Here is a 23,124-nt window from a genome sequence, read left to right on the forward strand (position 1 = left end):
CCCCTCTACGCCCCCAAAAACCCCGCCAGGGCCGCCAACGTCTCCGCCCCCGGCGTCTCGATCGCTGGGACGTGGCCGCCGGGGCTGGACAGGAACGGCAGGCCCTCGGCGGCGGCGAAGGCTTGCATCGGCGCGGCGTAGGGGTCCTGGTCGCCGTTCCACAGCAGCACCGGGAAACCGCCGCCCAGCACCGCCTCGGGCGCGCCGTCCAGCTGAGACAGGGCCTCGAAACAGGCGCGCATGGCCGGCTCGATCTCGGGCGTCACCCAGGCCACCAGGGCAGGGGCCGTGGCGCGGGCGAAGGCCCAGAACAGGTCGAAGGTCAGCGGCCCGTTGGGGGTTTGCGGGACCCCGTTCACCAGGTCCCAGCCGCCGACGACCAGGCGCGAGACCTTGTCGGGGTGGCGCCTGGCCAGGCCCACGGCCATCCAGGCGCCCATCGAATAGCCCAGCACGGCGGCCTTCTCGCCGCCCAGGGCGTCGATCACCGCCGCCAGGTCGCCGGCCCGCTGGTCCTGGGCGTAGAGGGCCGGATCGGCGGGCTTGTCGCTGAGCCCATGGCCCAGGGAGTCGACGCAGGCGACGCGACGACCGCGGGCGACCAGGGCGTCGACCACGCCGTTGGCCTTCCAGCTGGCGGCGTCCATGAACAGGCCGTGCTGCAGCACCACCAGCGGACCCTCGCCCTCGACGGTGTAGTGGAGGCGCTGGCCGCGATGGGTGACGAACGGCATGGCGGCTCCTGGGCGCGGGACGGATGGTCGAGCTGGACCGCTAGCGCAGGATCACTCGCCGAACCATCGCAAAATTCAGGCCGCCCGCGCCCGGGGAGCCTGGATCGGCGCCAGGCCCACCCCGGCCAGGTAGGCTTCCAGCCGCGCGCCGTCCGTGGCGGCCACGAGGGCGGCGACATGGCCGTCGGGGCGAACCAGAACCAGCTCGCCGTCGGCCAGGCCGTAGGTCGCGCCCAGGGCGCCGCCGGGATCCTGGAACGCGCCGTCGGCCCCGACCCCGTGGAGGCGCAGTCCTGGACGCGGCGCCGGCAGGCGGGCCGGGTCGACCGCCCGGGCGATCAGCGTCCAGTGCGGGCCGGCGAACAGGTCGAACAGGCGGACGGGACGTCCGTTCGCGCCGCGCAGCAGGCCATCGGGCGCGCGGTCGCCCGGCTGCAGGGCGTCCTCCGGCCGTTCCGCGGGCAGGCTGAGCGACGAGAACCGGTAGCCCAGGTCCAGCTGGTGCACCTCGCGGCCGCGCTTCACGTCGCCCCGTCGGGCCTTGTCCAGCAGGCCGGCGGCCAGGCCCAGCATGCCGGCGGCGATCGGGCGGCGCTCCGCCTCGTAGGTGTCGAGCAGGGCGTCGGGCGCGCCCGACAGCACCGCCGCCAGCTTCCAGCCCAGATTGTAGGCGTCCTGCAGGCTGGTGTTCAGTCCCTGGCCGCCGGTGGGCGGATGGATGTGGGCGGCGTCGCCCATCAGCAGCACGCGGCCCACGCGGTAGCGATCGGCCAGGCGTGCGTTCATGCGGTAGGCCGAGGCCCAGGCGACGCCGCGCACCGTCAGGCCGCCGGCCGGCCAGCGGTCGTCGACGAAGGCCTGCAGGCCGGCCGCCGACAGGTCGACCTCGCCCTCGAGGGGGATGGGAGCCTGCAGCTGGAACAGGTCGGTGCGGGGCAGGGGGCAGAAGCCGATCTGCCGGCTCATGTCGCCCTCGCCGGACCGATGCCAGGCGTCGCGCGACAGGCCGTCCAGCTGGATGTCGGCGACGATGGCCCGCACGCCCAGGGTCTGGCCGGGGAAGCCGATCCCGAGGGCGCGGCGCACGAACGAACGGCCGCCGTCGCCGCCCGCCAGGTAACGGCAGCGGATCGTCTCGATCCCGTCCGGCCCGGCCATCGTGGCCGTGACGCCCTCGGCGTCCTGGTCGAAGCCGGTCAGCTCGCGCCCGTACTCGACCACGCCGCCCAGCTCGGCCAGACGTTCGCGCAGCACCGCCTCGGTGCGGAACTGCGGGACCATCAGGGGCGTGCGATAGGGCTCCTCGGCCGTCGGCGGGGCGAGCGCGATCTCCTGGGCGTCGGCCTGGGTTCCGTCGGCGCCGTGCAGGCGTTGCGGCGGATAGAGGCCGCCGGCGGCGACCATGCGGTCGAGGACGCCCAGGTCCTCGAACACCTCCTGGGTGCGGGGCTGGATCCCCTTGCCGCGCGAGCCGGCGAACGGGGCCGGCAGCTTGTCGATCAGCCGCGCCGGGACGCCGCGCCGCGCCAGGTCGATGGCCAGGGTGAGCCCGGCCGCGCCGGCGCCGCAGATCAGGACTTCGGTGGAAGCTTGCGTGTTCATGGCCGCCTCGATATGTGTGTATTGCGCACACATATCGAGGCGGTGGGATCCATGTCAACGAAAAACGTGCATGATACACACATCTTGCGGTCCCTGCCCGCCCTGCACCGGTCGCTGATCGACATCGCCAGCGCCCTGAACCGGCCCGAGAACGACGCGGCCATGCTGGAAAAGGCCGGGCTGGCGCTGGAGCGGGCGCTGTTCCCGCTGCTGGTGCTGGTCGAGCGGCTGGGGCCGATCGGGGTGGTCGACCTGGCCGGGCGGGTCGGGCGCGACCACACCACCGTCAGCCGCCAGGTCGCCCGGCTGGAGGAGCTGGGCCTGGTCGAGCGCCGCGCCGGCCAGGCCGACCGCCGGGTCCGCGAGGCGGTGATCACCCCCCGGGGCAAGACGGCCACCGACGCGGTCGACGCGGCGCGCGGGCGCATGGCGCTCCAGCTGTTCGGCGACTGGAGCCAGCACGATTTCGACGAGCTGGTGCGGCTGATGCGCAAGTTCGCCGACGGGATGGGCGAGGTGACGGAGGCGGGGTAGGGCGAGCGCCCTCGTTTCACCTGGAAATCCTCAAGCTAACGCCGGCTTTGTCGGGATGTCGGCGTCGGCGTTGCTCGAGCGTCCTTGGGAACATCAATCGCCCCCCTGCGGAGCGAATTCCCACCGCCCCAGTTTGGAAAGACCACAGGAGATAAAGGTGTCTGCATCCGTGCTCTTCATGTCCATGTCGCTGGACGGGTATATCGCGGGGCCCAACGATGAAGTGGGCAATCCCGGCGGCGACGACTTTATGCGGTTGCACGAGTGGTACGGGGATTTTTCCCGGCCGACCGGACCGGTGGGACAGTTGTGGGACGAATGGAACGCGCCAGGTGCGATTCTGGCGGGTCGGCGAACCGTGGAGCAGGTCGATCACTGGGGCGGTGACAATCAGGGTGTCGCGATCTTCGTACCCAGTCACAGGCCGCCCGGGCCATCCGTCGCCAATTATCCGTTGGTCAAGTACGTGGGCGACGGGATCGTGAGCGCAATGGCGCGGGCGAAGGCCGCCGCCGGGGACCGGGACGTGTTGGTGCTTGGCGCGTATACGGCGCAACGGGCGCTGGAAGCCGGCGTGCTCGACGAACTGCAAATACACCAGATTCCAGTCCTGTTCGGACGTGGCCGCCGATTGTTCGACGTCTTGCCGTCGCGCGTCGAGTTGGAGATCGTTCGGGTGATCGATACGCCCGAGGCCACGCACATCCGCTACCGCGTCCGCCGCTGAGCCCAGGGGGTGAATCTCGATCCCGCCTACCCCCGCAGCCCCGCCGTCTCGGCCAGGAACCAGTCGCGCAGCTTCAGGATCCGGGCCAGCTTGGGGCTGTCGGCGCGCCAGACGAAGTGGTTGCCGGTGTCGACGCCGAGCTCGCCGGTGAACGGGCGCACCAGGCGGCCCTCGCGCAGGTCGCGCTCGGCCAGGCCGCTGCGGGCCAGGGCCACGCCCGCGCCGTGGGCGGCGGTGTCCAGCATCAGGGCGGTGTCCTCGAAGGCCAGGCCCTCGCCGCGCGGCGCCTCGTCCACGCCCATCGCCGTCAGCCACACGCTCCAGGGCCGGCCGACGTGGCGCAGCAGCGGGACGTCCAGCAGGTCGCGCGGCGTGCGCAGCGGGTGGCGGGCCAGGAATTCGGGGCTGCAGACCGGGTAGATCCGGTCGATCATCAGCACGCTGGACTCCACGCCGGGCCACGACCCGAGGCCGAACCGCAGGGCGATGTCGACGCCGTCGGTGGTCAGGTCGGCCACCCGGTCGTCGGTCCGGACGATCAGGTCGGGCTCGCCGGTTTCGGCCGCCATCCGGGCCAGGCGACCGACCAGCCAGCGGCTGGCGAAGGCGACGCCGCTGCTGATCACCAGCGGGCCGCGCGCCGCCTGCCGGGCCTCGTCGACGCCGGCGTGCAGGGTGGTCAGCGCCGCCGTCACCTGGTCGGCCAGGCGCTGGCCGGTGGCGGTGGGGACCATGGCGTTGCCCTGGCGGACGAACAGCTTGGTCCCCAGCTCGTCCTCCAGCTTGCGGATCTGCTGGCTGACCGCGCCATGGGTCACGAACAGCTCGCGAGCCGCGCGGCTGTAGCTGCGATGGCGGGCGGCGGCCTCCAGGGCGGTCAGGGTCAGGAACGGCGGCAGGCGCATGGCGGCTTCAGCTTGTTAGTCTGACTGACAAGTTCGCGCAGATACCATCGTTCGTAAAGCCTGCTCCGACGGGGCATCTTAGCGGGGTAAGGCCGTCGCGGCCGAAACCCATGCTCACAGGTGCTCCGATGAAACTGCTTCTGATCTCCGGCGTCGCCGTGCTGACCTTCCTGTTCGCCTCGGTCGACAAGCTCTCGGCCCCGACCTCCAACGCCGCGCCGGCCTGGGACGCCACCACGCCGATCCACAGCCCGCGGTGAGGATCTCCTCCCCCTCCCCCGTGAAACGGGGGAGGGGGCCGCGAAGCGGACGGAGGGGGCGTCCGCAGCCGCCGCCGTGACGCCCCCTCCGTCACGATGCGTATCCGCATCGCGCTACCTCCCCCGCGATGCGGGGGAGGAGGAAAGGAAAAAGGCCCGGGATCGCTCCCGGGCTTTTTGTTGCGGCGCTGCGGTTAAGCGGCCTTGGTGAAGTGCAGCTTGAGGAGCTCTTCGGGGCGGAAGGTCTCAAGGCCGTAGGTGAAACCGTCGTCGTCGACGAACTCCACCTCGAAGGCCTCGCGCTTGCCGTAGACGCAGACGATCGTGCCCGTTTGACCTTTGCTGAGGCCCAGATCGGGGCGATCGACCAGCAGGGCGACGACATCAAGTTCGTCCAGCATCACTTTTCTCGCGCGATATAGACCGACGTCAGATGAGTGCGTGAGCCATCGGCGGGAACGATCCAGCCGCTGGTGATCATCGCAGAACGTTGACCAAAGCGGAATAGGAAGTCGATGGAGTAGCGCTGGCCCCACGCATCGTGTTCCGTGGCGACCACGTCTTCGGAAGCCGCCGCCAAGCGGAGAGCTTCGATCAGCACCGGCGCATCGTCGCGCGTCAGGCCAAGTTTTTGCGCGAACAGTCGCGCCTTGTGCTTGCCCACCGGGTGGGTCGGCGACAAGGCGTAGTCGCTCAGCTTGCGCTGGTCGATCTTCACATTGTCACCGCCCGGCAGTTTCAAGTCTTGCTTACTTCCCGGCCGCCGTCAGGGCGTTCATCAGGTCGGGCACGGCGGACTTGTAGTCGGCCACCAGGCCGTAGTCGGCGATCTGGAAGATCGGGGCGTCGGCGTCCTTGTTGATCGCGACGATGATCTTGCTGTCCTTCATGCCGGCCAGGTGCTGGATGGCGCCCGAGATGCCGATGGCGATGTACAGCGACGGCGCGACCACCTTGCCGGTCTGGCCGACCTGGTAGTCGTTGGGGGCGTAGCCCGCGTCGACCGCCGCGCGCGAGGCGCCGACGGCGGCGCCCAGCTTGTCGGCCAGGGGCTCGATCACCGCGCTGAACTCCTCGGCCGAGCCCATGGCGCGGCCGCCCGAGACGACGATCTTGGCCGCGGCCAGTTCCGGACGGTCGGACTTGACCATCTCCTCGCTGACGAAGCGGGTCTTAGCCGCATCGGCGCCGCCGACGGTCTCGATCGGGGCCGAGCCGCCTTCGCCGGCCGCCGCGAAGGCGGTGGGGCGCACGGTGATCACCTTCTTGGCGTCCGAGGTCTGGACGGTCTCCAGCGCGTTGCCGGCGTAAATCGGGCGCGTGAAGGTGTCGGCCGAGACGACCTCGACGATGTCGCTGATCGGGGCGACGTCCAGCTTGGCGGCGACGCGCGGGGCGAAGTTCTTGCCGCCCGAGGTGGCCGGCACCAGGATGGCGTCATAGGCGCCGGCCACGGCCAGCACCGCGTCGGCTTCCGCTTCGGCGATCCCATGGCCCAGGGCCTCGCTTTCCGAGACCAGCACCTTGCGGACGCCGGCGATCTTGGCGGCCTCGGCGGCGACGCCCGAGACGCCCTGGCCCAGCACCAGCACGTCCACCTCGCCCGACAGCTTCAGGGCGGCGGTGACGGTCTTGTGGGTGCCGTCGCGCAGGTGCGCGTTGTCGTTATCGGCGACGACGAGAACGGCCATTACAGCACCCCCGCGGTTTTGAGCTTGGAGACGAGGTCCGTGGCGGACTCGAGCTTGACGCCGGCCGAGCGCTTGGCCGGTTCGGCGACCTTGACGACCTTGAGGCGCGGGGCGACGTCGACGCCGTAGTCGGCGACGGTCTTGGCCGCGATCTCCTTCTTCTTGGCCTTCATGATGTTGGGCAGGGACGCGTAGCGCGGCTCGTTCAGGCGCAGGTCGGCGGTGACGACGGCCGGCAGGTCGACGTCCAGGGTCTGGAGGCCTCCGTCGACTTCGCGGGTGACCTTGGCGGTCGCGCCCGACACCTCGATCGCCGAGGCGTAGGTGGCCTGCGGCCAGCCCAGCAGGGCCGACAGCATCTGGCCCACGGCGTTGTTGTCGCCGTCGATGGCCTGCTTGCCCATCAGCACCAGGTTCGGTTGCTCCTCGGCGACCACGGCGGCCAGCAGCTTGGCCACGGCCAGCGGCTCGGGGTCGGCGTCGGTGGTGATCAGGATGCCGCGGTCGCCGCCCATGGCCAGGGCCGTGCGGATGGTTTCCTGGGCCTGCTGCGGGCCGATGGAGACGATCACGACCTCGTCGGCGGCGCCCTTTTCCTTCAGGCGCACGGCTTCCTCGACCGCGATCTCGCAGAAGGGGTTCATCGACATCTTGACGTTCGCCAGGTCGACGCCGGTCTGATCGGGCTTCACCCGGACCTTCACATTGTAATCGATAACCCGTTTGACCGGGACCAGAACCTTCATCGGTCTACGCCGCCTCCTGGCTAGTTTTTCCTGCCTGCGCCGACGGGATTAGCGCGTCCGTCCAGGTTTGCAAGTTTCCCCTGACGTAAACGTAATGCATTCGCGATCGTTACGTTCAAACAATCGTACGATACTTCCGGCCGCGCGTCTGCCGCGCCGCACACTTCAGCGCAGGGGCGAACGGCGGCGCGGACGCGCGCAGAACCCTCTGGCCAGCCCCGCGGCGGGCCAGTATGAGGCGGCCCATGAAGAGCACCATCCCCCGCCTGCAGAAGATCTTCTTCGCCGTGTTCCTCGGCGCGACCCTCAGCGTCTTCTGCTTCCACTACTTCTACGTCTGGCCGCGGGACCGCTGCGTCGCGCGCGGGCCGGACTACGCCTGGGCCGGGCGCTGGATGAAGTGCGCCAAGCTCTATTCGATCGAGACCCTGACCCGCCGGCCGCTCAACGTGCCGCCGATCAACACCGATCCGGCGAAGATGGAAGGCCCCCGGGCCGAGCATTCGGCGAAGAAATAGCACCTTGTTCCCCTCTCCCAGAGGGAGAGGGTCCTAAGTCACCGCGTGGCCCCCGGCTTCCACAGCACGTCGGCCGCGCCGTCGTCGTTGGCCCGGCGGGCGGCGACGAACAGAAGGTCCGACAGGCGATTGAGGTAGCGCAAGGCCGGCGCGCCGACGATCTCGCCCTCGGTCCCGATCAACTCGACCACCTTGCGCTCGGCCCGGCGGCAGACCGTGCGGGCCACATGCAGGGCCGCGGCGGCGGGGCTGCCGGCCGGCAGGACGAACGAGGTCAGGGGCGAGAGCCGTTCGTTCATGGCGTCGATCTCGCGCTCCAGCCGCTCGACCTGGCTGTCGACCACCCGCAGCGGCTCCCAGTCCGGCTTGCCGTTCTGCTCGGGAGTGGCCAGGTCGGCGCCCAGGTCGAACAGGTCGTTCTGGATGCGCTCGAGCAGGGCGTCGAGTTCGGCGTCGCCCTTGGTGTGCTGGCGCGCCGCGCCGATGAAGGCGTTGGTCTCGTCGACGCCGCCATAGGCCTCGACGCGCAGGGAGGCCTTGCTGACCGGCTGGCCGGTCGAAAGCCGCGTCAGGCCCTTGTCGCCGGTGCGGGTATAGATGCGGTTCAGCGTCACCATCGGCCAGGCCTTTCCACCAGAATGTCCCCCTCTGCCAAAATGTCCTGGGTCAACTTGCCCTAGCGCAATCGCTGCGCCGTCGTGGTCAACTCGCTTCCAGGGAGAGTGTTCTTTGCTCCTCGACCGCCGGCCGGTCCGAACGCGTGAAGTTCAGCGGCCAGGCGTTCAGTGGCGTTCGTGTCGATCGCTGAAGCGTGATGGTCATCCAGGCTCCTTCCCCCCTCTGAGACCCGGACCGATCGTCCGCTTCAGTGATTTCGCCACCAGAAGGCGGCGACCAGCACCAGCACGGCCAGGAACTGCAGCGCCACGCGCAGGCGCATCAGCTTGTTGGAGTAGGAGCGTCCGAAATCGCCGCCCCGGAACAGGGCGTAGATGCCGACGCAAAGCGTGATCAGGACCGCGCCCAGCACGATCGGGATCAGGAAGTCGAACAAGTGGCTCATGGCGGCGGAAAATAGGCGCTCGCCCCGGGCTTGGCCAGAGACTTGGCCACAGACCGGGCCAGGGCGCGCCCCAATCCCGCCACCCGCCTGACCGCAGAGTGCCATATCGCGATTCGCCGATCCTGTTCGTTGAGCGCATTTGTCGCAGTGACGGGGTGCTATCGATAACATATATGCGACAAATGTAGCCGTTCGTTGATTATCGGTTCGTTTTCTGGTTGCGCGCCCTTGTGGCACGGGATAAACGCGCCACCTTCCAATTCCGGTGTGCGTTCGTTGAACATGATCATCCCCTCACCGCAGGTCATGTCAGCGCCCTTTTTCGGCGGGGAGGCAGGAGAAAACAGAATGGCCCGGGGCGCTCGCATCGCCGTCGCCGACTTCTCCGCGTCCGAGCGGGAAGACGCCATGGCTGAAGTCCGCCAACTGATCACCGACCTGCGCGACGCCGCGCAGGACGGACGCGCCCTGGCGCGCCGCTACGCCGACGTCCTGACCAGCGTCGTCGATGAATATTGCCTCGAATTCGAGAAGCGCGCCGAAGCCGCGCTTGCTCGCCTGGAGACCGTGGAATGAGCTTTGTATCGCTGAACATCGAGTCGCCGACCGACGCCCCCGTCAAGCTGACGCGTCGCGCCCTGGCCAAGCAGCGCACCCGCGAGCGCGTCCTCTCGGCCGCCCGCCGCCTGTTCACCGAGCGCGGCTATGAAGGCGCGACCATCCGCGACATCGCCCAGGCCGCCGGCATGTCGACCGGCGCGGTGTTCGCCAGCTTCTCGGACAAGAGCGAGCTGTTCGACGAGATCCTGACCGCCGACTACGAGGTCATCTACGCCCAGATGAAGCAGGCCGGCGTCGACGCCGCCACGGTGGAAGAGGGCGTCATCGGCATGTTCGCCGTCGCCTACGGCTTCCATGTCGAGCAACTGCCGCTGCTGCAGGCTAGCATCGCGGTGTCGTGGACCCGCTCGGAGACCGCCGAGCGCCGCAATCGCGGGCATCTCAAGCACATCTTCGCCCTGCTGAATGGCGTTCTGACCCGCGGCGTCGAGCGCGGTGAACTGAAAACCGACGCGGACGTTAAGCTGCTCGCCGAGATCATCTGGGACGTGTATGTCGCCAACTATCGCCGGGCGATTTTCGACGCTTGGTCGGTCGAGGCCCTGCTGTCGCGACTTTCGGATCAACTGAAGGTCATCCTGGCGGGCGCGCGCGCATAAGATTTCGGCCGGGGGCGGACGCTCTTCGCCGGAGCGTTCGCCCCCGGATCAATAAAGCGACGCAGACTATCCGGGGGGACGGTGCGTGGGGGTTAGGGACGAGCAGAAACAGGCGACGCGCGAGAAGGTTCTCGAAGCGGCGCGCGACCTGTTCAACGAGACGGGCTACGAAGAGACCACCATTCGGGCGATCGCCGAACGGGCGGGGGTCTCGGTCGGCAGCGTGTTCACCACCTTCGCCTCCAAGGCGGAGGTGCTCAGCCATGTCATGGATAAGCGCCTGGGCGAGCTCTATGCCGAGTTCGACCGGGTCGTGCCGTTCCTGCGCGGCTCGACGGCGGATCGGCTGTGCTCGATCTTCGCCATCCATTACGAGTTCGAGACCCGGCGGGTGAAGCTGTTCCTGGCTCACATCGCCGCTTCCTACAGCCCCAGCCAGGATCCCGGCGTCACGCCGTACGGCCGCAACGAGCGCCTGATCCAGATGCTGCGCGAGGTGCTGGAGGAGGGGATCGAGCGCGGCGACGTGCGAGCGGACCTCGACCCGCAGCTGGCCATCGACGTGCTCAAGGCCGCCTATGCCTGGAACTACCGCCTGGCCGCCTGCCGCGAAGCGTCGGCGGCCGAGCTGTCGGCGATGATGGACCGGCAGATCCTGTTCATCGCCGAGGGCTGGCGGCCGGTTTAGGCGCCGCGGACAGTAGAGATTGAAGGCGGTTTTCGGCGTACGCCGTGCGTCCTTCGAGGCTCGCCTTCGGCTCGCACCTCAGGATGAGGCAGCTTTGCCGACATCCTCATCCTGAGGCGCCTCCGCAGGAGGCCTCGAAGGACGCAAAGCGGTTCCTCTAGGGCGCCGCAAGGCCCTAGCCCAGCGCGCGCAAAAGGCTCGCCATCGCCTGCTGGAAGGGCTTGAGCAGCGTCGCCGCGCCGCTGGCGGCCTTGACGGTGTAGATCATCACCGCGGTCAGGCTCAGGATCAGCGCGTTCTCGACCGCCGCCCCGCCGGTCTCGGTCTCGGCGAAGGCGCGAAGGGGGCGGCGACGGCTGGGCGGCATGGCGTGTGCTCTTTCGGGACTGACGCCGCGCAACCTGCAATAGGTGTGCTGTTTGTCGTCCAACTCCCAACGCCCGTCATCCTCGGAACATGTCCGAGGATGACGGTTAGTACTTGGCGGAGGTGGGGACCCTACAACCGCACCAGCTTCAGGTCCTGATAGTCATAGGAGAAATCCGCCAGCGGCGAGACGGCCCGCATCGTGGCCCCGGTCACCGCCCCGTCCTTCACCGCGAACACCACGAAGGCGTCCTCCTGCGCGCGGTCGTCGAAGCGGGTCTTGAAGGTGTCGCCGTCGAAGGTCTCCAGGGCCCCCTTCAGCGCCGGGGTCTTGTCGAAGCTGATCTTCAGGGCGGTCTTCTTGCCTTTGCCCGAAACCGACACCGTCACCGCACCATACCAGGGATCGCGATAGGTCCCGGCATAGGCGGCCAGCGGCAGGGTGGGGGCCACACCGCCGCCCTTGGGGGTCATGGCCTCGGCCGCGTCCTTGACCAGCTTGGCGTCGGCCTGGGCCTGGACCTTCTTGCTCGAGGCGATCCAGTCGAAGTCGCTGCGCCCCTGCAGCCGGTCGGGGCCGCCATAGCGCAGGGACCGGAAGACCGGCGTCTCCTCGGCGTTGGTCATCACCATGATCCCCGACTTCCGGCCCGGCAGCAGGCCGGTATAGGAGACGAAGCCAGCCAGGCCGCCGGTGTGCCAGACGATCTTCTCGCCGCGATGGTCGTTGACGAACCAGCCCAGGGCGTAGGCCTGCAGCGAGGCGCGCACGGGATTGTCGGCGATCGGGCCGTCGGACCAGGCGGTGATGGTCTGGGGCTTCCACATCTCGCGGCCGGAGGCCTCGGTCCACAGCTTGACCCCGCCCGGCGCGGTCCCCAGGCCAAGCTGGACCTGCATCCACTTGCCGATGTCGCGCGGGCTGGCGTTGAGGCCGCCGGCCGCGCCGGCCGAGTCGAAGCTGCCATCGAACGGCAGCACCCGCTGCGGTCCCAGGCCCCGCACCGGCGGCCCCATCCGCGCGTGCGGCTCGGCCCGCGGCCGGTTTCCGATCAACGAGGGCAGGGGCACGCTGTCGGTCATCTTCAGCGGGTCCAGGATCCGCGTCTGGATGAACGCCTCCCACGGCGCGCCGGTGATCGCGGCGATCACCTCGCCGGCCGCCACGTACAGCACGTTGTCATAGGCGTAGCCGCCTCGGAACTGGCCGCCGATCGGCAGGTACTTCAAGCCGGCCACGATCTCGGCCCGCGTGTGGGTGGGGTTGGGCCAGATCATCAGGTCGCCGGCCCCCAGGGTCAGGCCCGAGCGGTGGCACAGCAGGTCGCGCACGGTCATCAGCCGGGTGACGATCGGGTCGCTCATCTCGAAGGCGGGCAGGTGCTTGGTGACCGGGTCGTCCCAGGCCAGCTTGCCCTCCTCGACCAGCATGGCCAGGGCGGCGGCGGTGAACGCCTTGGTGTTGGAGGCCACGCCGAACAGGGTGGAGTCGGTGACCCTGTCGGTCCCGCCCAGGCGACGCACGCCATAGCCCTTGGCCAGGGTGATCTCGCCGTCCTCGACCACGCAGATCCCCAGGCCCGGCTCGTCGGGGAAGGCGGCCATGACCTCCTGGGCGAACTGGTCGACGGCCGCGCCCGCCTTGCCCCCTTGTCGGGCGCCCCCTTGCCGGGCGAAGGCCGGCCTGGCCAGCGCCGCGGTCCCGACGGTGGCGAAGGCCGACAGCAGGGCGGCGCGGCGGGTCGTGGCGATCATGGAGGCGTCCCGGAAAGGTCAGGCGCGCACTGAAGCCTAGCCGTGGAGTCGGGGCAAGACGCGGCGACGCCAGGCGTCGACCAGCACCGCGACGAACATCGCCATTCCCCCCAGGGTCATGGCGTAGCCGACGGCGGAGACGCGGTTCCAGATATCGAAGGCGGCCAGGGGATCGAGCGAAGCGTCGGCCGTCATGGCCACGAACTGGGCCGGCGACAGGATCAGCAGCGCACCGCCGGCCGACAGCGCCAGATGCGCGTAGCCCATCCAGCGACGATAGCGCACGCGCACCATGGCCAGGACGCCGTACACGATCGCGAAGATCGCCAGCATTCCCGCCAGGCTGAGGGAATAGTGGAAGCCTGTCCTCACATAGAAGACCTCGGCGCCGACGGCCCCCGGGACCGGCAGGCTGTGCATGGTGGTTCGCAAGGGAGAGCCCGCCAGGCGCACGACGCCGGCCGCCGACAGCCAGAGGACCGGCATCGCGAACCGGGCCCAAGACCTCCCCTCATGCTCGACCATCTTCGAACCCCGGTGCGCGCCGCGTTGGATCAATCTACCACCGCGCGACCCCGACGCCAGACAGCAACAAGCCCGCCTGCCGGGGGGGTGAGGCAGGCGGGCTTGGCCGGGGTGGGGACATGCCCTTGGGCATGTCCCCGTCCGATCGGGGCCTAGGCGCGGTAGACGTAGGCGCTGGAGACGTAGCCGACGCCGACGCCGTCCTGGCCGACCAGGATCCACTTGCCGTCGCCGGTGCGGCCCAGGGCCTGGAAGGTCTCGCCGGCCTGGACCGAGCCGATCCGCTCGCCGCGGGTCGAGGCCGAGGCGCGCAGGTTCAGGGTCGAGCGGGCGACGTACTTGCCCTTGATCTTGGTCATCGGAGCGGCCTCGACCGCGTTGGCGACGCGGATGCCGTTGCTGGTGTAGGCCCCGCCGGCGTTTTCCGCCGCGCGGCTCTTCTGCATCTGGCAGCCGGCATAGGAGCCGGCGCCCGCGCCGACCACGGCGCCGATGGCGGTGCCCGTGCCGCGGTCGTGCTTGGCCAGCTTGTTGCCGGCGACGGCGCCCAGGACGCCGCCGATCACGGCGCCGACTTCCTGCTTGCCGCCCGAGGCGTTGCAGCCGACGACGCCGCCCAGCTTCTGCGACATGGCGCTGGCGGTGGTGGGCGCCGTGGCCATGGTCAGGGCGGTGGCGGTCATGGCCAGGCCCAGGGCGATCTTCTTGGTGGCGGTGATGATGGTCATGGTCTTCTAGTCCTTCGTCCCTTGATTGCTCCGGAGCCGTCGGCCCCGTGAGACGCACCATGCCAAGGCGAAGCTGAACGGCGCCGTCAGGTCGATCGACAGAATTCGTTCATGTACGTTTTTTTGACGATTCAGGCGCCGATCCCTGTCCCGCCGGGAGAGCGGAAAAGAAAAAGCCCCCTCCGCGGGAGGGGGCTTCGCATAGTTCCAGAAACGGTTGTCATCCCGGACGAGCGCGCAGCGCGAAGATCCGGGACCGACGCCTGAGCGCGGCGCTTCCGGCGGTCCCGGATCGGCGCCCGGCTTCGCCGGGCTTGTCCGGGATGACAGCTTCTTTCGCGGTCGATCCATACGCGATGGCCCTGCCTCCGTAGGAAGGGGCTTTGTTGCGAAAGCCTAGTTGGCCGTGCCCGTCGGCGCAGCGGCCGCGGCGGGAGCCGCCGCGGTCATCGAGGCGCCCGACAGCTCCACCGAGGCGTCGGCGTCGGTATAGATGGTCATCTTCTGGCCGGGTTTGATCTCGACGTCCTTGCCGTGCTTGATCAGGCCCAGCGGGCCGAACAGCACGGTCAGGGTGATGGTGGTGCCATAGCGGGCGTCGCCCTCGGCGCCCTTCTGGCCGCGCAGCTTGATCTTGGCGTCGCCGACCTTGAGATAGTCGAAGCGGACGTTCAGCTCGCCCGGCTTGCCCATCATGCCCTTCTTCTTGGCGTGGGTGACCTCGCCCGCGCCCTTCAGGCCGGCCGGCAGCTTGCCGCCGTCGGCCAGGACGACGTCGTCGGCCAGGCTGATCGTGAAGCGATCGCCTTCGTGGCTGGTGTCGGACGACAGCTTGTCGTCGACGCTGATCACCACCTCGGTGCCTTCCGGCACCTTGACGGTCTGGGCGTGGACGGTTGTCGCGGCCATGGCGAACAGCGCCGCGGCGGCGGTCTTATAAAACAGTTTCAAAGGTCTCTCCCCCGCGGGACCCCAGCCCGCGGGGTCACCTAACCCGATATTGTCAAGCTTGTGAAGCGCGGGTGAGCATGCGGCTGTGCGTAACTTTGACGCGAGGGCGCGGTGATGGGGCCGTCATTCCCCCAGCTTGTAAGGCCCGCTCTTCGCCAGCGCCGCCTTCCACGCCGGCCGCGCGTGCATCCGCCCGATCCAGGCCTCCAGGTTGGGATGGTCGGCCAGTTTGCCGTGCGCCTTGGCGACCTCGGCCACGAAGCTCATCTGGATGTCGGCGCCGGTCAGGTCGTCGCCGACGAAGAAGTCGCGGCCTTCCAGCGCGCCGTTCACATAGGACAGGTGGTTGGCCATCTCGCTCTGGATGCGCGGATGCAGCGGCGCGCCGGCTTCGCCCAGCCGGCCGACATACAGGCCCAGCAGCATCGGCAGCATGGCCGAGCCCTCGGCATAGTGCAGCCACTGCTGGTAGGCGTCGTAGTCGGCGGTGGCCGGGTCGGGCGCCAGCCGGCCGCCGGCGTGGCGGCGGATGACATAGTCGGTGATCGCCCCGCTCTCGATGATCGTCGCCGTCCCGTCGGTCAGCACCGGCGACTTGCCCAGCGGATGGACGTCCAGCAGGGCCGGCGGGGCCAGGCGGGTCTGGGGATCGCGTTGGTAGAAGCGGATCTCGTAGGGCAGGGCCAGCTCCTCCAGCAGCCAGAGGATCCGCTGCGAACGCGACTCGTTGAGGTGGTGGACGACCAGCATGTTTCTTCCCTTCATGGGCCGCTATGCTGCGCTGCGACATTGCTCGCAGCTGCGAAAGGCTCCACAGTGAAAGAAAACAACTGTTTGGCGCACGGGAGCAAGCCATGACCGACACGGTCGCTCGGGAAACCTCGCAGTCCCTGATCCTGCCCGGGCTGACCGGCCTGTTGCGCGAGGCCGCCGGCGCGGCCCAGCTGTTCGTGGCCGAGGCCAGACCGGCGGTGAAGACGGCGATCGCCGGTCCCGACGGCAGGATCGACCGCGCCCTGGCCGACGAGCATCAGCACCAGGTGCACGGCTACGGCTGGTACGCCGCCTACGCCGAGCTGATGAACCAGGTGGCCGGTTGGGCCGAGCGGCTGGAGGCCGAGGGGCGGTTCGGCGAGGTCGAGGCCCTGCTGGCCCAGCTGCTGTTTTCCGAATACGCCGCCCAGCTGATCGGCGGCGTGCCGATGAACCAGGGCGAGATCGTCCGCCCCGCCCACCTGGTCACCGACCGCGCGGTGATGAACCGCCTGTTCTCGAACGGCATCATGAAGCTGGTGGTCGAGGGCGGGACCCAGGCGGTGAAGACCCGCATCGCCCGGCGCCTGGCCGAGGCGCGCGGCCGGCCGACCCTGGAGCACACCGGTCTGGACGAGACCTTCGAGATGATCCGCGACCAGTTCCACGCCTTCGCCGAGGAAAAGGTCACCCCCTTCGCCCACGACTGGCACCTGAAGGACCAGCTGATCCCGATCGACCTGGTCGAGGAGCTGGGGGCCCTGGGGGTGTTCGGCCTGACCATCCCTGAAGAATACGGCGGCTCGGGCCTGGGCAAGACCGCCATGTGCGTGGTGTCCGAGGAGCTGTCGCGGGCCTGGATCGGCGTCGGCTCGCTGGCCACCCGTTCCGAGATCGCCGGCGAGTTGATCCTGACCGGCGGCACCGAAGCCCAGAAGTCATACTGGCTGCCGAGGATCGCCGACGCCTCGATCCTGCCGACCGCCGTCTTCACCGAGCCCAACACCGGTTCGGACCTGGGGGCCCTGCGCACCCGCGCCGAGCTGCGGGGCGACCAGTATGTGGTGACCGGGAACAAGACCTGGATCACCCACGCCGCCCGGGCCGACGTCATGACCCTGCTGGTCCGCACCGACCCGGCCACGACCGACTATCGCGGTCTGTCGATGCTGCTGGCCGAGAAGCCGCGCGGCGTCGATGGCGACGACTTCCCGGCCGAGGGCATGAGCGGCGGCGAGATCGGGGTGATCGGCTATCGCGGCATGAGGGAGTACGAGTTGGGCTTCGACGGTTTCGCCGTGCCGGCGCGGAACCTGCTGGGCGGCGTCCCGGGCCAGGGCTTCAAGCAGCTGATGGCCACCTTCGAGAGCGCCCGCATCCAGACCGCCGCCCGCGCGGTCGGCGTGGCCCAGGCGGCGCTGGAGACCGGCCTTGGCTACGCCCTGGACCGCCAGCAGTTCGGCCAGGCGATCTTCGAGTTCCCGCGCGTCCACAACAAGCTGGCGATGATGGCCGCCGAGATCATGGGCGTGCGCCAGCTGACCTATTTCGCCGCCCGCCAGAAGGACGAGGGCAAGCGCTGCGACCTGGAGGCCGGCATGGCCAAGCTGATCGCCGCCCGCGTCGCCTGGGCCGCCGCCGACAACGCCCTGCAGATCCACGGCGGCAACGGCTTCGCCATGGAATACGCCGCCAGCCGCCTGCTGGCCGACGCCCGGATCCTCAACATCTTCGAGGGGGCCGGCGAGATCCAGGCCCAGGTGATCGCGCGGCGGCTGCTGGAGGAGGGGAACTAGGACGAGGTACGCACGGCCTTGAAGGTCGATCCGTTTAGGGTCTGGACTCAATTGCCCCCGCGGTTGTCATCCCGGCCGAAGCGAAGCGTAGAGCCGGGATCCAGGTGAACCGCACCGCATCAGCCCAGTCCCCTGGATCCCGGACAGCCTCTGCGAGGCTTCCGGGATGACAACTGATCCTAGGCTTCTGATATCCTTAGGATAATTAATTCCGCCGCTTAGTTGAGTATCGATCCCAGGCCCTCACAGCCGCACCCCGCCCAGCCAGGTCTGCCAGACCGCGACGAAGCCGCCGTGCAGGATCACCGCCGGCCACAGCGAGCCCGTTCGCCAGCGCATCACCGCGCAGCCCAGGCCCAGGATCGCGGTGCAGGCCAGGAAGTCCGGACGCAGGAACATCGTCGCCCCGGGCAGGAAGGTCAGGGTCTCCAGCGGGTGCCAGGCGACATAGAGCGCGGTCGAGACGGCGACGGCCGGCCAGGGGCTCCGGGTCTCGTCGCGGCCGGGGACCAGCAGGCCGCGAAACGGGATCTCCTCGCCCAGGGCCGGGACGAACAGCACGGCCAGCAGCCGCGGCGGCAGGCCGGGAACGGCCGGGGTCACGGCGTAGAGACCGGTCGAGAAGCCGATGGCGGCCATCATGGTCCCGACGATCGCGGCGACCGCGCCGCACAGCGCCCAGCCGCGCGCGTCGGGCAGGGTGGTCAGGGATCGGCTCAGGCGGCGGAGCGGGGTCATCGCGGCATTCTAGGGCGCCGTGTCCGCCCCCCGAACCTCTCCGTTGTCATCCCGGAAGCCCCGCAGGGGCAGCCCTCACCCCAGGTTCACCACCTCGCCGTCCTCCTTGGTGAAGCTGGCGGGCTTGCGGTCCAGCAGGTCGAGCACCTTTTCGGACGGCCGGCATAGGCCGACGCCCTTGGGGGTGACCACCAGCGGGCGGTTGACCAGGATCGGGTGGGCGACCATGGCCTCCAGCAGGCGGTCCTCGCCGACGGCCTCGTCCAGCAGGCCCAGTTCGGCGGCCGGCGTGCCCTTCTCGCGCAGCAGGTCGCGCACGGCCAGGCCCGCCCGGCCGGCCAGGTCGCGCAGCTGCGGCGCCGTCCAGCCGGCCTTGAGGTACTCCACGACCGTGGGCGCGTAGCCAGCCGCCCGGACCATGGCCACCACGTTGCGCGAGGTGCCGCAGGCGGGGTTGTGAAAGATGGTGACGGGGAAGTCGGCGGCGTCGGTCATGGGGTCTGCTCGTCTTTCAAAAGCCAGCCGAACACGGCCGCCGCGACCAGCGCGCCGGCCGCCTGGGCCAGGATGAAGGCCGCAACGCCCGAAGGGGCGATGCCGGCGAAGGTGTCGCTGAGGCTTCGGGCGATCGTCACCGCCGGATTGGCGAACGATGTCGAGGCCGTGAACCAGTAGGCGGCGGTGATATAGAGGCCCACGGCCGCGGCGGTGAAGTCCGGGCGGAACCGCACGGTTCCCTGGATGGTCGCCACGAGGCCGAAGGTGGCCACGAACTCGGCGAAGGCCTGGGCGGGGCCGAGGCGGGCCTTGGTCGAAACCTGCCAGATCGCCTCGCCGAACATGGCGTGGGCGCACCAGACGCCCAGGATCGCGCCCGCCAGCTGAGCCGGCGGATAGGCCAGGGCCGCGCGCCAGGACAGGTCGCGCCGCAGCGCCGCCACCAGGGTGACGGCGGGGTTGAAATGCGCGCCCGAGATCGGGCCGAACACCGTGATCAGCACGACCAGGGCCGCGCCGGTGGCCAGGGTGTTGCCCAGCAGGGCCAGGGCGACATTGCCGCCGGCCAGGCGCTCGCCCATGAGCCCGGACCCGACCACCACGGCCAGCAGCAGGCCCGAGCCCAGCGCCTCGGCGGCCAGGCGGCGGGGCAGGGAGAAGGCGGTCATGACGGCCGCGCGGGCTGGCAGGCCGGGCCGCAGTCGGCGGCCTTGGCGACGATGTCGCCCAGGGGCGCGCAGATCTCCGGCGCGCCGTCGCAGCAGTCTTCCATCAGGAAGCCGAGCAGGGCGCTCATGGCCGCGAAGTCGGCCGAATAGAGGATCGACCGCCCCTCGCGGCGCGAGACGATCAGGCCGGCGTGCGACAGCACGTTGAGATTGGCCGACAGGGTGTTGGGCAGGCTGTCCAGCCGCCGCGCGATCTCGCCCGCCGCCACCCCGGCCGGCCCGGCCTTGACCAGCAGGCGGAAGATCGTCAGGCGGCCCTCGTGACCGAGGGCGGACAGGCTGGCGACGGCGGCTTTCGATTCCATATTTCCAATATGATGGAAATATGGAGTGGATCAACGCCGATTTCGGGCCGACCCGCCAGTCCGGTTCGCCGCTTGAGTTTCCGCGCGCTCCCGGACTAACCTAGGGTCGAGTGGCTTTGGGGGCGGGCATGGTCAGGTGGAGCGCGGCGGCCGACGGCGCCGATCGGCGGAGCGTGGTGCTGGGATTGCTGGCGCTGTCCGGCGCGGGCGACGCGGCGCGCGCCGAGACGGCGCGGCCCGAAGCGGTGAAGGCCGGGTCCTGGCGCCGGGCGGAGACCTCGCGGTTCGTGATCCAGGGGTCGGTCGGCGAGGACGTGCTGCGCGACTACGCCGTCCGGCTCGAGGACTTCGACATGGTCCTGCGGTCCATGCACGGCTTGCCGATCAGCGCCGCGCCGCCGCGCAAGCTGGATATCTATCTGGTGCGCGGCGAGTCCATGCTGCGCCGGGCGAGGCCGAGCGCCGACGAGACCCTGCGCGGCTACTACGTCGCCGGCGCGGCCGGCATCGCCTGCGTCGCCACCGTCGGCCGGGCCAAGGAGGTCGAGAACGACGACGTGATGCTGCACGAGTACGTGCACCACTTCATGAAGCAGTACTTCAACTACGCCTACGCGCCATGGCTGGTCGAGGGCTATGCCGAGTACTTCATGACGACGGACATCAGCGGCGACAGCATCGTGGTCGGCAAGTTCAATTCGAACCGGGCCTCGTGGCTGATGCAGGGCGACTGGCTTCCGCTGGACAAGCTGCTCACCGAGGGCCCCCGCGTCGGCGACCCGAAATGGGCCACCTATTATCCGCAGGCCTGGCTGCTGACCCACTATCTGATGAGCGATCCGGCCCGCTACGCCCAGCTTCAGGCCTATATGAAGGCGGTCGGCGGCGGCGCGCCGTCGGTGCAGGCGATGGAGGCGGCGACCGGCAAGACCCTGGCCGCCCTGCAGAAGGACCTGCGCGACTACACCCGGACCCAACTGCGGGTCACCGCCTTCACCCGCAAGCGCAGCCGCCCGGTCGAGGTGACCGTGACCTCGATGCCGGCCTCCGCCGATGACCTGCTGCTGGAGACGGTCCGAATGATTTCGCCGGTCGGCGACATGGCGGCGCGCAGAGCCTTCGCCGAGGACATCGGCGCGCGGGCCGCCCGCTATCCGGGCGATCCGCTGGCCGAACGGGCCCTGGCCCGGGCCCGGCTGCAGGCCGAGGAGTTCGTCCTCGCCCAGGAGGTGATCGATCGGCGCCTGGCCGCCGCGCCGGACGATGTCGAGGCGCTGGAGCTGAAGGCCCTGACCCTGATGGCGATTGGCGACGCCGACCCCGCCCAGCAGCCGGCGCTCTACAAGCAGGCCTCGCTGGTGCTGGGGCAGGCCTTCAGGATCGACGGCGCCCGCTACCAGATCCTGCTGGCCTACGCCCGCAGCCGCTCGCTGTCGCCGGGCTATCCCAGCGACAATGTGATGGAGGGCTTGCTGCTGGCCACTGAGTTGGCGCCGCAGGTGGCGGACGTGACGCTGCAGGCGGTGCAGGCCTTGGCGATGCGGGGCGACTATGCGCGGGCGGTCGTGCTGCTGCGGCCGCTGGCGAACGACCCGCACGGCGGCGGCGAGAGCTTGCGGACCCTGCTGGCGCGCATGGAGGCCCAGGCGGCCAAGGCGGCCCCCTCCATAGCCGCGGGTTAGGCCGCGGCCTCGGCGCCCTCGTCCTCGTCGTCGCCGCCCAGCAGGGCCGACAGCACGATGGCCAAGCGCTCGGGCTTGATGGGCTTTTCGACCACGTCCTGCATGCCGGCGGCGATGTAGGTGGCCACGTCGTTGGGATCGGCGTTGGCGGTCAGGGCGACGATCGGCGCCGAGCCGGCCCGGCCGGGCAGCTCGCGGATGGCGCGGGTGGCGGTGACGCCGTCCATGCGCGGCATCTTGATGTCCATCAGGATCAGGTCGAAGCGGCCCGACCGGGCGGCCTCGACGGCTTCGACGCCGTCGGTCACCTGTTCGGACGTGCAGTCGAACATCTCGCACAGGGCCTCGGCGACCATGCGGTTGGTGGCGTTGTCGTCGACGATCAGGATGTGGGCCGAGCGGGCGTCCATCATCGGCTCGTCGTCGGTCTCGGTCGCCAGGATCGCTTCCGGGGCGACGAGCGTGAACTGCAGGGTCAGGCCGGCGCCCAGGTTGGCCTCGGCCCGCAGCGGGGCGCCCATGGCCCGGGTCAGGCCCTGGGCCAGGGCCATGCCCACGCCTAGGGCCAGTTCGTTGCGGTCCTCCATCGACGCCGCGCCCAGCGGGTCGAACACCCGGGCCAGGCGGACCTCGGCCGAGCCCGTGGCGTTGTCGCGCACCCGGACGTCCAGCTTCAGCCCGCCCTCGACGGAGCGGGCCTTGAGGCTGGCCTCGATCACGCCGCGGCCGCTGGCCAGGGCGCTCTCGATCAGGGCGTCGAACACCTGCATCACGCGGTCGGCGTCGATCAGGGCGGCGGCGTCGGGATCGCCGTCGTAGGAGAACAACAGGGTGGACCCGCCCTCGGCGGCGCGGGGGGCCCAGCGGGCCTCGACGGCGTCGCTGAGGTCGCGCAGCAGGGCGGGGGCGGGCGACAGGGCCAGGCCGCCGGTCGCCGCGCGGCGCAGGTCCATGGCGCGGCCTAGCACGAGGTTCATGTCGCGGCTGGTGTCGCCGATGGCGCGGACATAGGCGCTTGCGTCGGGCGTCAGCCGCGACTGCTCCAGCCGCTCGGTGAAGGACAGCACGCCTTCCAGGTGGTGGCCGATGTCGTGGGCCATGCGCTCGACCAGGGCCATGGCCTCGTCGGCCTCGCGCTGGCGGCGGCGGTGCGAGGTGAGCAGCGAATTCAGCCCGCCGACCCCGACATAGTCGCCGGCCTTATCGACGGCGACATAGGCGCTGCGGAAGATGGGGGTGGCGCTGTGGGCGATGTGTTCGACGAAGTCGGCGGCGGGCATGTCCGCGTCGATCGTGCGCGGGTGGACGTCCATCACCTCGGCGACGGGACGCGCGGCCAGGTGGGGCGCGACGGCCATCTGGCCCAGGAACACGTCGCGATAGACCAGGCCCACGGGCTTGCCGTCCACGACCACGGCGATGGCGGCGGCTTCGGCGAGGACGTCGAACAGCGCCCTGACCTCGGCGCACGCGGTGGCGGGGTCGATCGGGGCTCGGCGGTCGATAAGGCGGGCGAGCGTGTCCATACAGCCATTCGGCGAGGCGTCGTTGGGATCACACCTTCGCCTGTCGGCGTTGCGGAGTCGTAAATGGCGAAGGTGTTTGAGGGCC

Annotated in this window: 29 protein-coding genes; 9 read left to right on the top strand and 20 right to left on the bottom strand. The window is 69.7% G+C overall.

The window, feature by feature from the left end:
• Positions 1-5 precede the first annotated feature (5 nt).
• Entirely contained in the window at positions 6-734 is a 729-nt protein-coding gene (locus tag BM066_RS03760; protein WP_018062134.1) for an alpha/beta fold hydrolase, read from the bottom strand.
• A 75-nt stretch (positions 735-809) separates the two neighbouring features.
• Positions 810-2,336: an FAD-dependent oxidoreductase gene (locus tag BM066_RS03765; protein ID WP_018062133.1), complete on the bottom strand. Its 1,527-nt coding sequence runs from the start codon at positions 2,334-2,336 to the stop codon at positions 810-812.
• A gap of 84 nt (positions 2,337-2,420) precedes the next feature.
• Between BM066_RS03765 and BM066_RS03770 the strand changes: the two genes are divergently transcribed.
• Together BM066_RS03770 and BM066_RS03775 are read left to right on the top strand one after the other, a co-directional pair.
• On the top strand, positions 2,421-2,870 hold the full coding sequence (locus BM066_RS03770) for a MarR family winged helix-turn-helix transcriptional regulator (protein WP_018062132.1): 450 nt from the start codon (positions 2,421-2,423) through the stop codon (positions 2,868-2,870).
• Positions 2,871-3,027: 157 nt separating this feature from the next.
• Complete coding sequence (locus BM066_RS03775; RefSeq protein WP_089924480.1) at positions 3,028-3,597, top strand: dihydrofolate reductase family protein; 570 nt, start codon at positions 3,028-3,030, stop codon at positions 3,595-3,597.
• A 26-nt stretch (positions 3,598-3,623) separates the two neighbouring features.
• On the opposite strand, the gene BM066_RS03780 is transcribed toward BM066_RS03775, so the two are convergent.
• Positions 3,624-4,502, bottom strand: coding sequence for a LysR substrate-binding domain-containing protein (locus tag BM066_RS03780; RefSeq protein ID WP_018062130.1), 879 nt, complete (start codon positions 4,500-4,502; stop codon positions 3,624-3,626).
• 128 nt (positions 4,503-4,630) lie between these two features.
• Here BM066_RS03780 and BM066_RS26835 point away from each other — a divergent pair, with 128 nt between their 5' ends.
• Complete coding sequence (locus tag BM066_RS26835) at positions 4,631-4,762, top strand: hypothetical protein (RefSeq protein ID WP_018062129.1); 132 nt, start codon at positions 4,631-4,633, stop codon at positions 4,760-4,762.
• 194 nt (positions 4,763-4,956) lie between these two features.
• Here BM066_RS26835 and BM066_RS03785 read toward each other — a convergent pair whose 3' ends face one another.
• The 4 genes from BM066_RS03785 to BM066_RS03800 are packed head-to-tail and all read right to left on the bottom strand — an operon-like array spanning position 4,957 to position 7,199.
• Positions 4,957-5,163, bottom strand: a complete 207-nt coding sequence (locus BM066_RS03785; RefSeq protein WP_018062128.1) for a DUF4926 domain-containing protein — start codon at positions 5,161-5,163, stop codon at positions 4,957-4,959.
• Positions 5,163-5,504, bottom strand: a complete 342-nt coding sequence (locus tag BM066_RS03790; RefSeq protein WP_026176555.1) for a DUF6883 domain-containing protein — start codon at positions 5,502-5,504, stop codon at positions 5,163-5,165. The genes BM066_RS03785 and BM066_RS03790 overlap by 1 nt, the downstream gene beginning before the upstream one ends.
• 7 nt (positions 5,505-5,511) lie before the next feature.
• Positions 5,512-6,453, bottom strand: coding sequence for an electron transfer flavoprotein subunit alpha/FixB family protein (locus BM066_RS03795; protein WP_018062126.1), 942 nt, complete (start codon positions 6,451-6,453; stop codon positions 5,512-5,514).
• Positions 6,453-7,199, bottom strand: coding sequence for an electron transfer flavoprotein subunit beta/FixA family protein (locus BM066_RS03800; RefSeq protein ID WP_018062125.1), 747 nt, complete (start codon positions 7,197-7,199; stop codon positions 6,453-6,455). Before BM066_RS03800 ends, BM066_RS03795 begins: the two co-directional genes overlap by 1 nt.
• Before the next feature lie 245 nt (positions 7,200-7,444).
• Between BM066_RS03800 and BM066_RS03805 the strand changes: the two genes are divergently transcribed.
• Positions 7,445-7,717, top strand: coding sequence for a hypothetical protein (locus tag BM066_RS03805; protein ID WP_018062124.1), 273 nt, complete (start codon positions 7,445-7,447; stop codon positions 7,715-7,717).
• Between the two features lie 38 nt (positions 7,718-7,755).
• On the opposite strand, the gene BM066_RS03810 is transcribed toward BM066_RS03805, so the two are convergent.
• Together BM066_RS03810 and BM066_RS03815 are read right to left on the bottom strand one after the other, a co-directional pair.
• Entirely contained in the window at positions 7,756-8,334 is a 579-nt protein-coding gene (locus BM066_RS03810; RefSeq protein ID WP_018062123.1) for a cob(I)yrinic acid a,c-diamide adenosyltransferase, read from the bottom strand.
• A 248-nt stretch (positions 8,335-8,582) separates the two neighbouring features.
• On the bottom strand, positions 8,583-8,780 hold the full coding sequence (locus BM066_RS03815) for a twin transmembrane helix small protein (protein ID WP_018062122.1): 198 nt from the start codon (positions 8,778-8,780) through the stop codon (positions 8,583-8,585).
• Between the two features lie 348 nt (positions 8,781-9,128).
• On the opposite strand from BM066_RS03815, the gene BM066_RS03820 reads away from it, so the two are divergent.
• The 3 genes from BM066_RS03820 to BM066_RS03830 all read left to right on the top strand — a co-directional run bounded on the left by BM066_RS03820 (position 9,129) and on the right by BM066_RS03830 (position 10,688).
• Complete coding sequence (locus BM066_RS03820) at positions 9,129-9,356, top strand: CC0731 family SpdR-regulated protein (protein WP_018062121.1); 228 nt, start codon at positions 9,129-9,131, stop codon at positions 9,354-9,356.
• Positions 9,353-10,000, top strand: coding sequence for a TetR/AcrR family transcriptional regulator (locus BM066_RS03825; RefSeq protein ID WP_018062120.1), 648 nt, complete (start codon positions 9,353-9,355; stop codon positions 9,998-10,000). The genes BM066_RS03820 and BM066_RS03825 overlap by 4 nt, the downstream gene beginning before the upstream one ends.
• An 85-nt stretch (positions 10,001-10,085) precedes the next feature.
• Complete coding sequence (locus BM066_RS03830) at positions 10,086-10,688, top strand: TetR/AcrR family transcriptional regulator (protein WP_018062119.1); 603 nt, start codon at positions 10,086-10,088, stop codon at positions 10,686-10,688.
• A gap of 175 nt (positions 10,689-10,863) precedes the next feature.
• Here the strand turns inward: BM066_RS03830 and BM066_RS03835 are convergent, their stop codons facing one another.
• The 6 genes from BM066_RS03835 to BM066_RS03860 form a co-directional block, all read right to left on the bottom strand.
• A complete protein-coding gene (locus BM066_RS03835) occupies positions 10,864-11,118 on the bottom strand; it encodes a hypothetical protein (protein ID WP_255367464.1) in 255 nt (84 codons plus the stop codon).
• Between the two features lie 68 nt (positions 11,119-11,186).
• Positions 11,187-12,809, bottom strand: a complete 1,623-nt coding sequence (locus BM066_RS03840; RefSeq protein WP_018062117.1) for a serine hydrolase — start codon at positions 12,807-12,809, stop codon at positions 11,187-11,189.
• A 36-nt stretch (positions 12,810-12,845) separates the two neighbouring features.
• Complete coding sequence (locus tag BM066_RS03845; protein WP_018062116.1) at positions 12,846-13,295, bottom strand: heme-copper oxidase family protein; 450 nt, start codon at positions 13,293-13,295, stop codon at positions 12,846-12,848.
• A 191-nt stretch (positions 13,296-13,486) separates the two neighbouring features.
• A complete protein-coding gene (locus tag BM066_RS03850; protein WP_018062115.1) occupies positions 13,487-14,062 on the bottom strand; it encodes an SH3 domain-containing protein in 576 nt (191 codons plus the stop codon).
• A 396-nt stretch (positions 14,063-14,458) separates the two neighbouring features.
• Positions 14,459-15,013, bottom strand: a complete 555-nt coding sequence (locus tag BM066_RS03855; protein ID WP_018062114.1) for a hypothetical protein — start codon at positions 15,011-15,013, stop codon at positions 14,459-14,461.
• A 123-nt stretch (positions 15,014-15,136) separates the two neighbouring features.
• Entirely contained in the window at positions 15,137-15,763 is a 627-nt protein-coding gene (locus BM066_RS03860; RefSeq protein WP_018062113.1) for a glutathione S-transferase family protein, read from the bottom strand.
• Positions 15,764-15,867: 104 nt separating this feature from the next.
• On the opposite strand from BM066_RS03860, the gene BM066_RS03865 reads away from it, so the two are divergent.
• Positions 15,868-17,562, top strand: coding sequence for an acyl-CoA dehydrogenase family protein (locus BM066_RS03865; RefSeq protein WP_018062112.1), 1,695 nt, complete (start codon positions 15,868-15,870; stop codon positions 17,560-17,562).
• 243 nt (positions 17,563-17,805) lie between these two features.
• Here the strand turns inward: BM066_RS03865 and BM066_RS03870 are convergent, their stop codons facing one another.
• The 4 genes from BM066_RS03870 to BM066_RS03885 all read right to left on the bottom strand — a co-directional run bounded on the left by BM066_RS03870 (position 17,806) and on the right by BM066_RS03885 (position 19,831).
• Positions 17,806-18,300, bottom strand: a complete 495-nt coding sequence (locus BM066_RS03870; RefSeq protein ID WP_018062111.1) for a CPBP family glutamic-type intramembrane protease — start codon at positions 18,298-18,300, stop codon at positions 17,806-17,808.
• Positions 18,301-18,375: 75 nt separating this feature from the next.
• Positions 18,376-18,795, bottom strand: a complete 420-nt coding sequence (arsC, locus tag BM066_RS03875; protein ID WP_018062110.1) for an arsenate reductase (glutaredoxin) — start codon at positions 18,793-18,795, stop codon at positions 18,376-18,378.
• Positions 18,792-19,466 (bottom strand): aquaporin, encoded by a 675-nt coding sequence (locus tag BM066_RS03880; RefSeq protein WP_018062109.1) that lies wholly within the window; start codon positions 19,464-19,466, stop codon positions 18,792-18,794. Before BM066_RS03880 ends, arsC begins: the two co-directional genes overlap by 4 nt.
• On the bottom strand, positions 19,463-19,831 hold the full coding sequence (locus BM066_RS03885) for an ArsR/SmtB family transcription factor (RefSeq protein ID WP_018062108.1): 369 nt from the start codon (positions 19,829-19,831) through the stop codon (positions 19,463-19,465). The genes BM066_RS03880 and BM066_RS03885 overlap by 4 nt, the downstream gene beginning before the upstream one ends.
• Before the next feature lie 128 nt (positions 19,832-19,959).
• On the opposite strand from BM066_RS03885, the gene BM066_RS03890 reads away from it, so the two are divergent.
• Positions 19,960-21,513, top strand: coding sequence for a tetratricopeptide repeat protein (locus BM066_RS03890; RefSeq protein WP_018062107.1), 1,554 nt, complete (start codon positions 19,960-19,962; stop codon positions 21,511-21,513).
• Here BM066_RS03890 and BM066_RS03895 read toward each other — a convergent pair.
• Positions 21,510-23,039: a response regulator gene (locus tag BM066_RS03895; RefSeq protein WP_018062106.1), complete on the bottom strand. Its 1,530-nt coding sequence runs from the start codon at positions 23,037-23,039 to the stop codon at positions 21,510-21,512. The two genes, BM066_RS03890 and BM066_RS03895, sit on opposite strands and share 4 nt — an antisense overlap.
• Positions 23,040-23,124 lie beyond the last annotated feature (85 nt).

It is taken from the genome of Caulobacter sp. UNC279MFTsu5.1, assembly GCF_900114015.1.
Classification (GTDB): Bacteria; Pseudomonadota; Alphaproteobacteria; order Caulobacterales; family Caulobacteraceae; genus Caulobacter.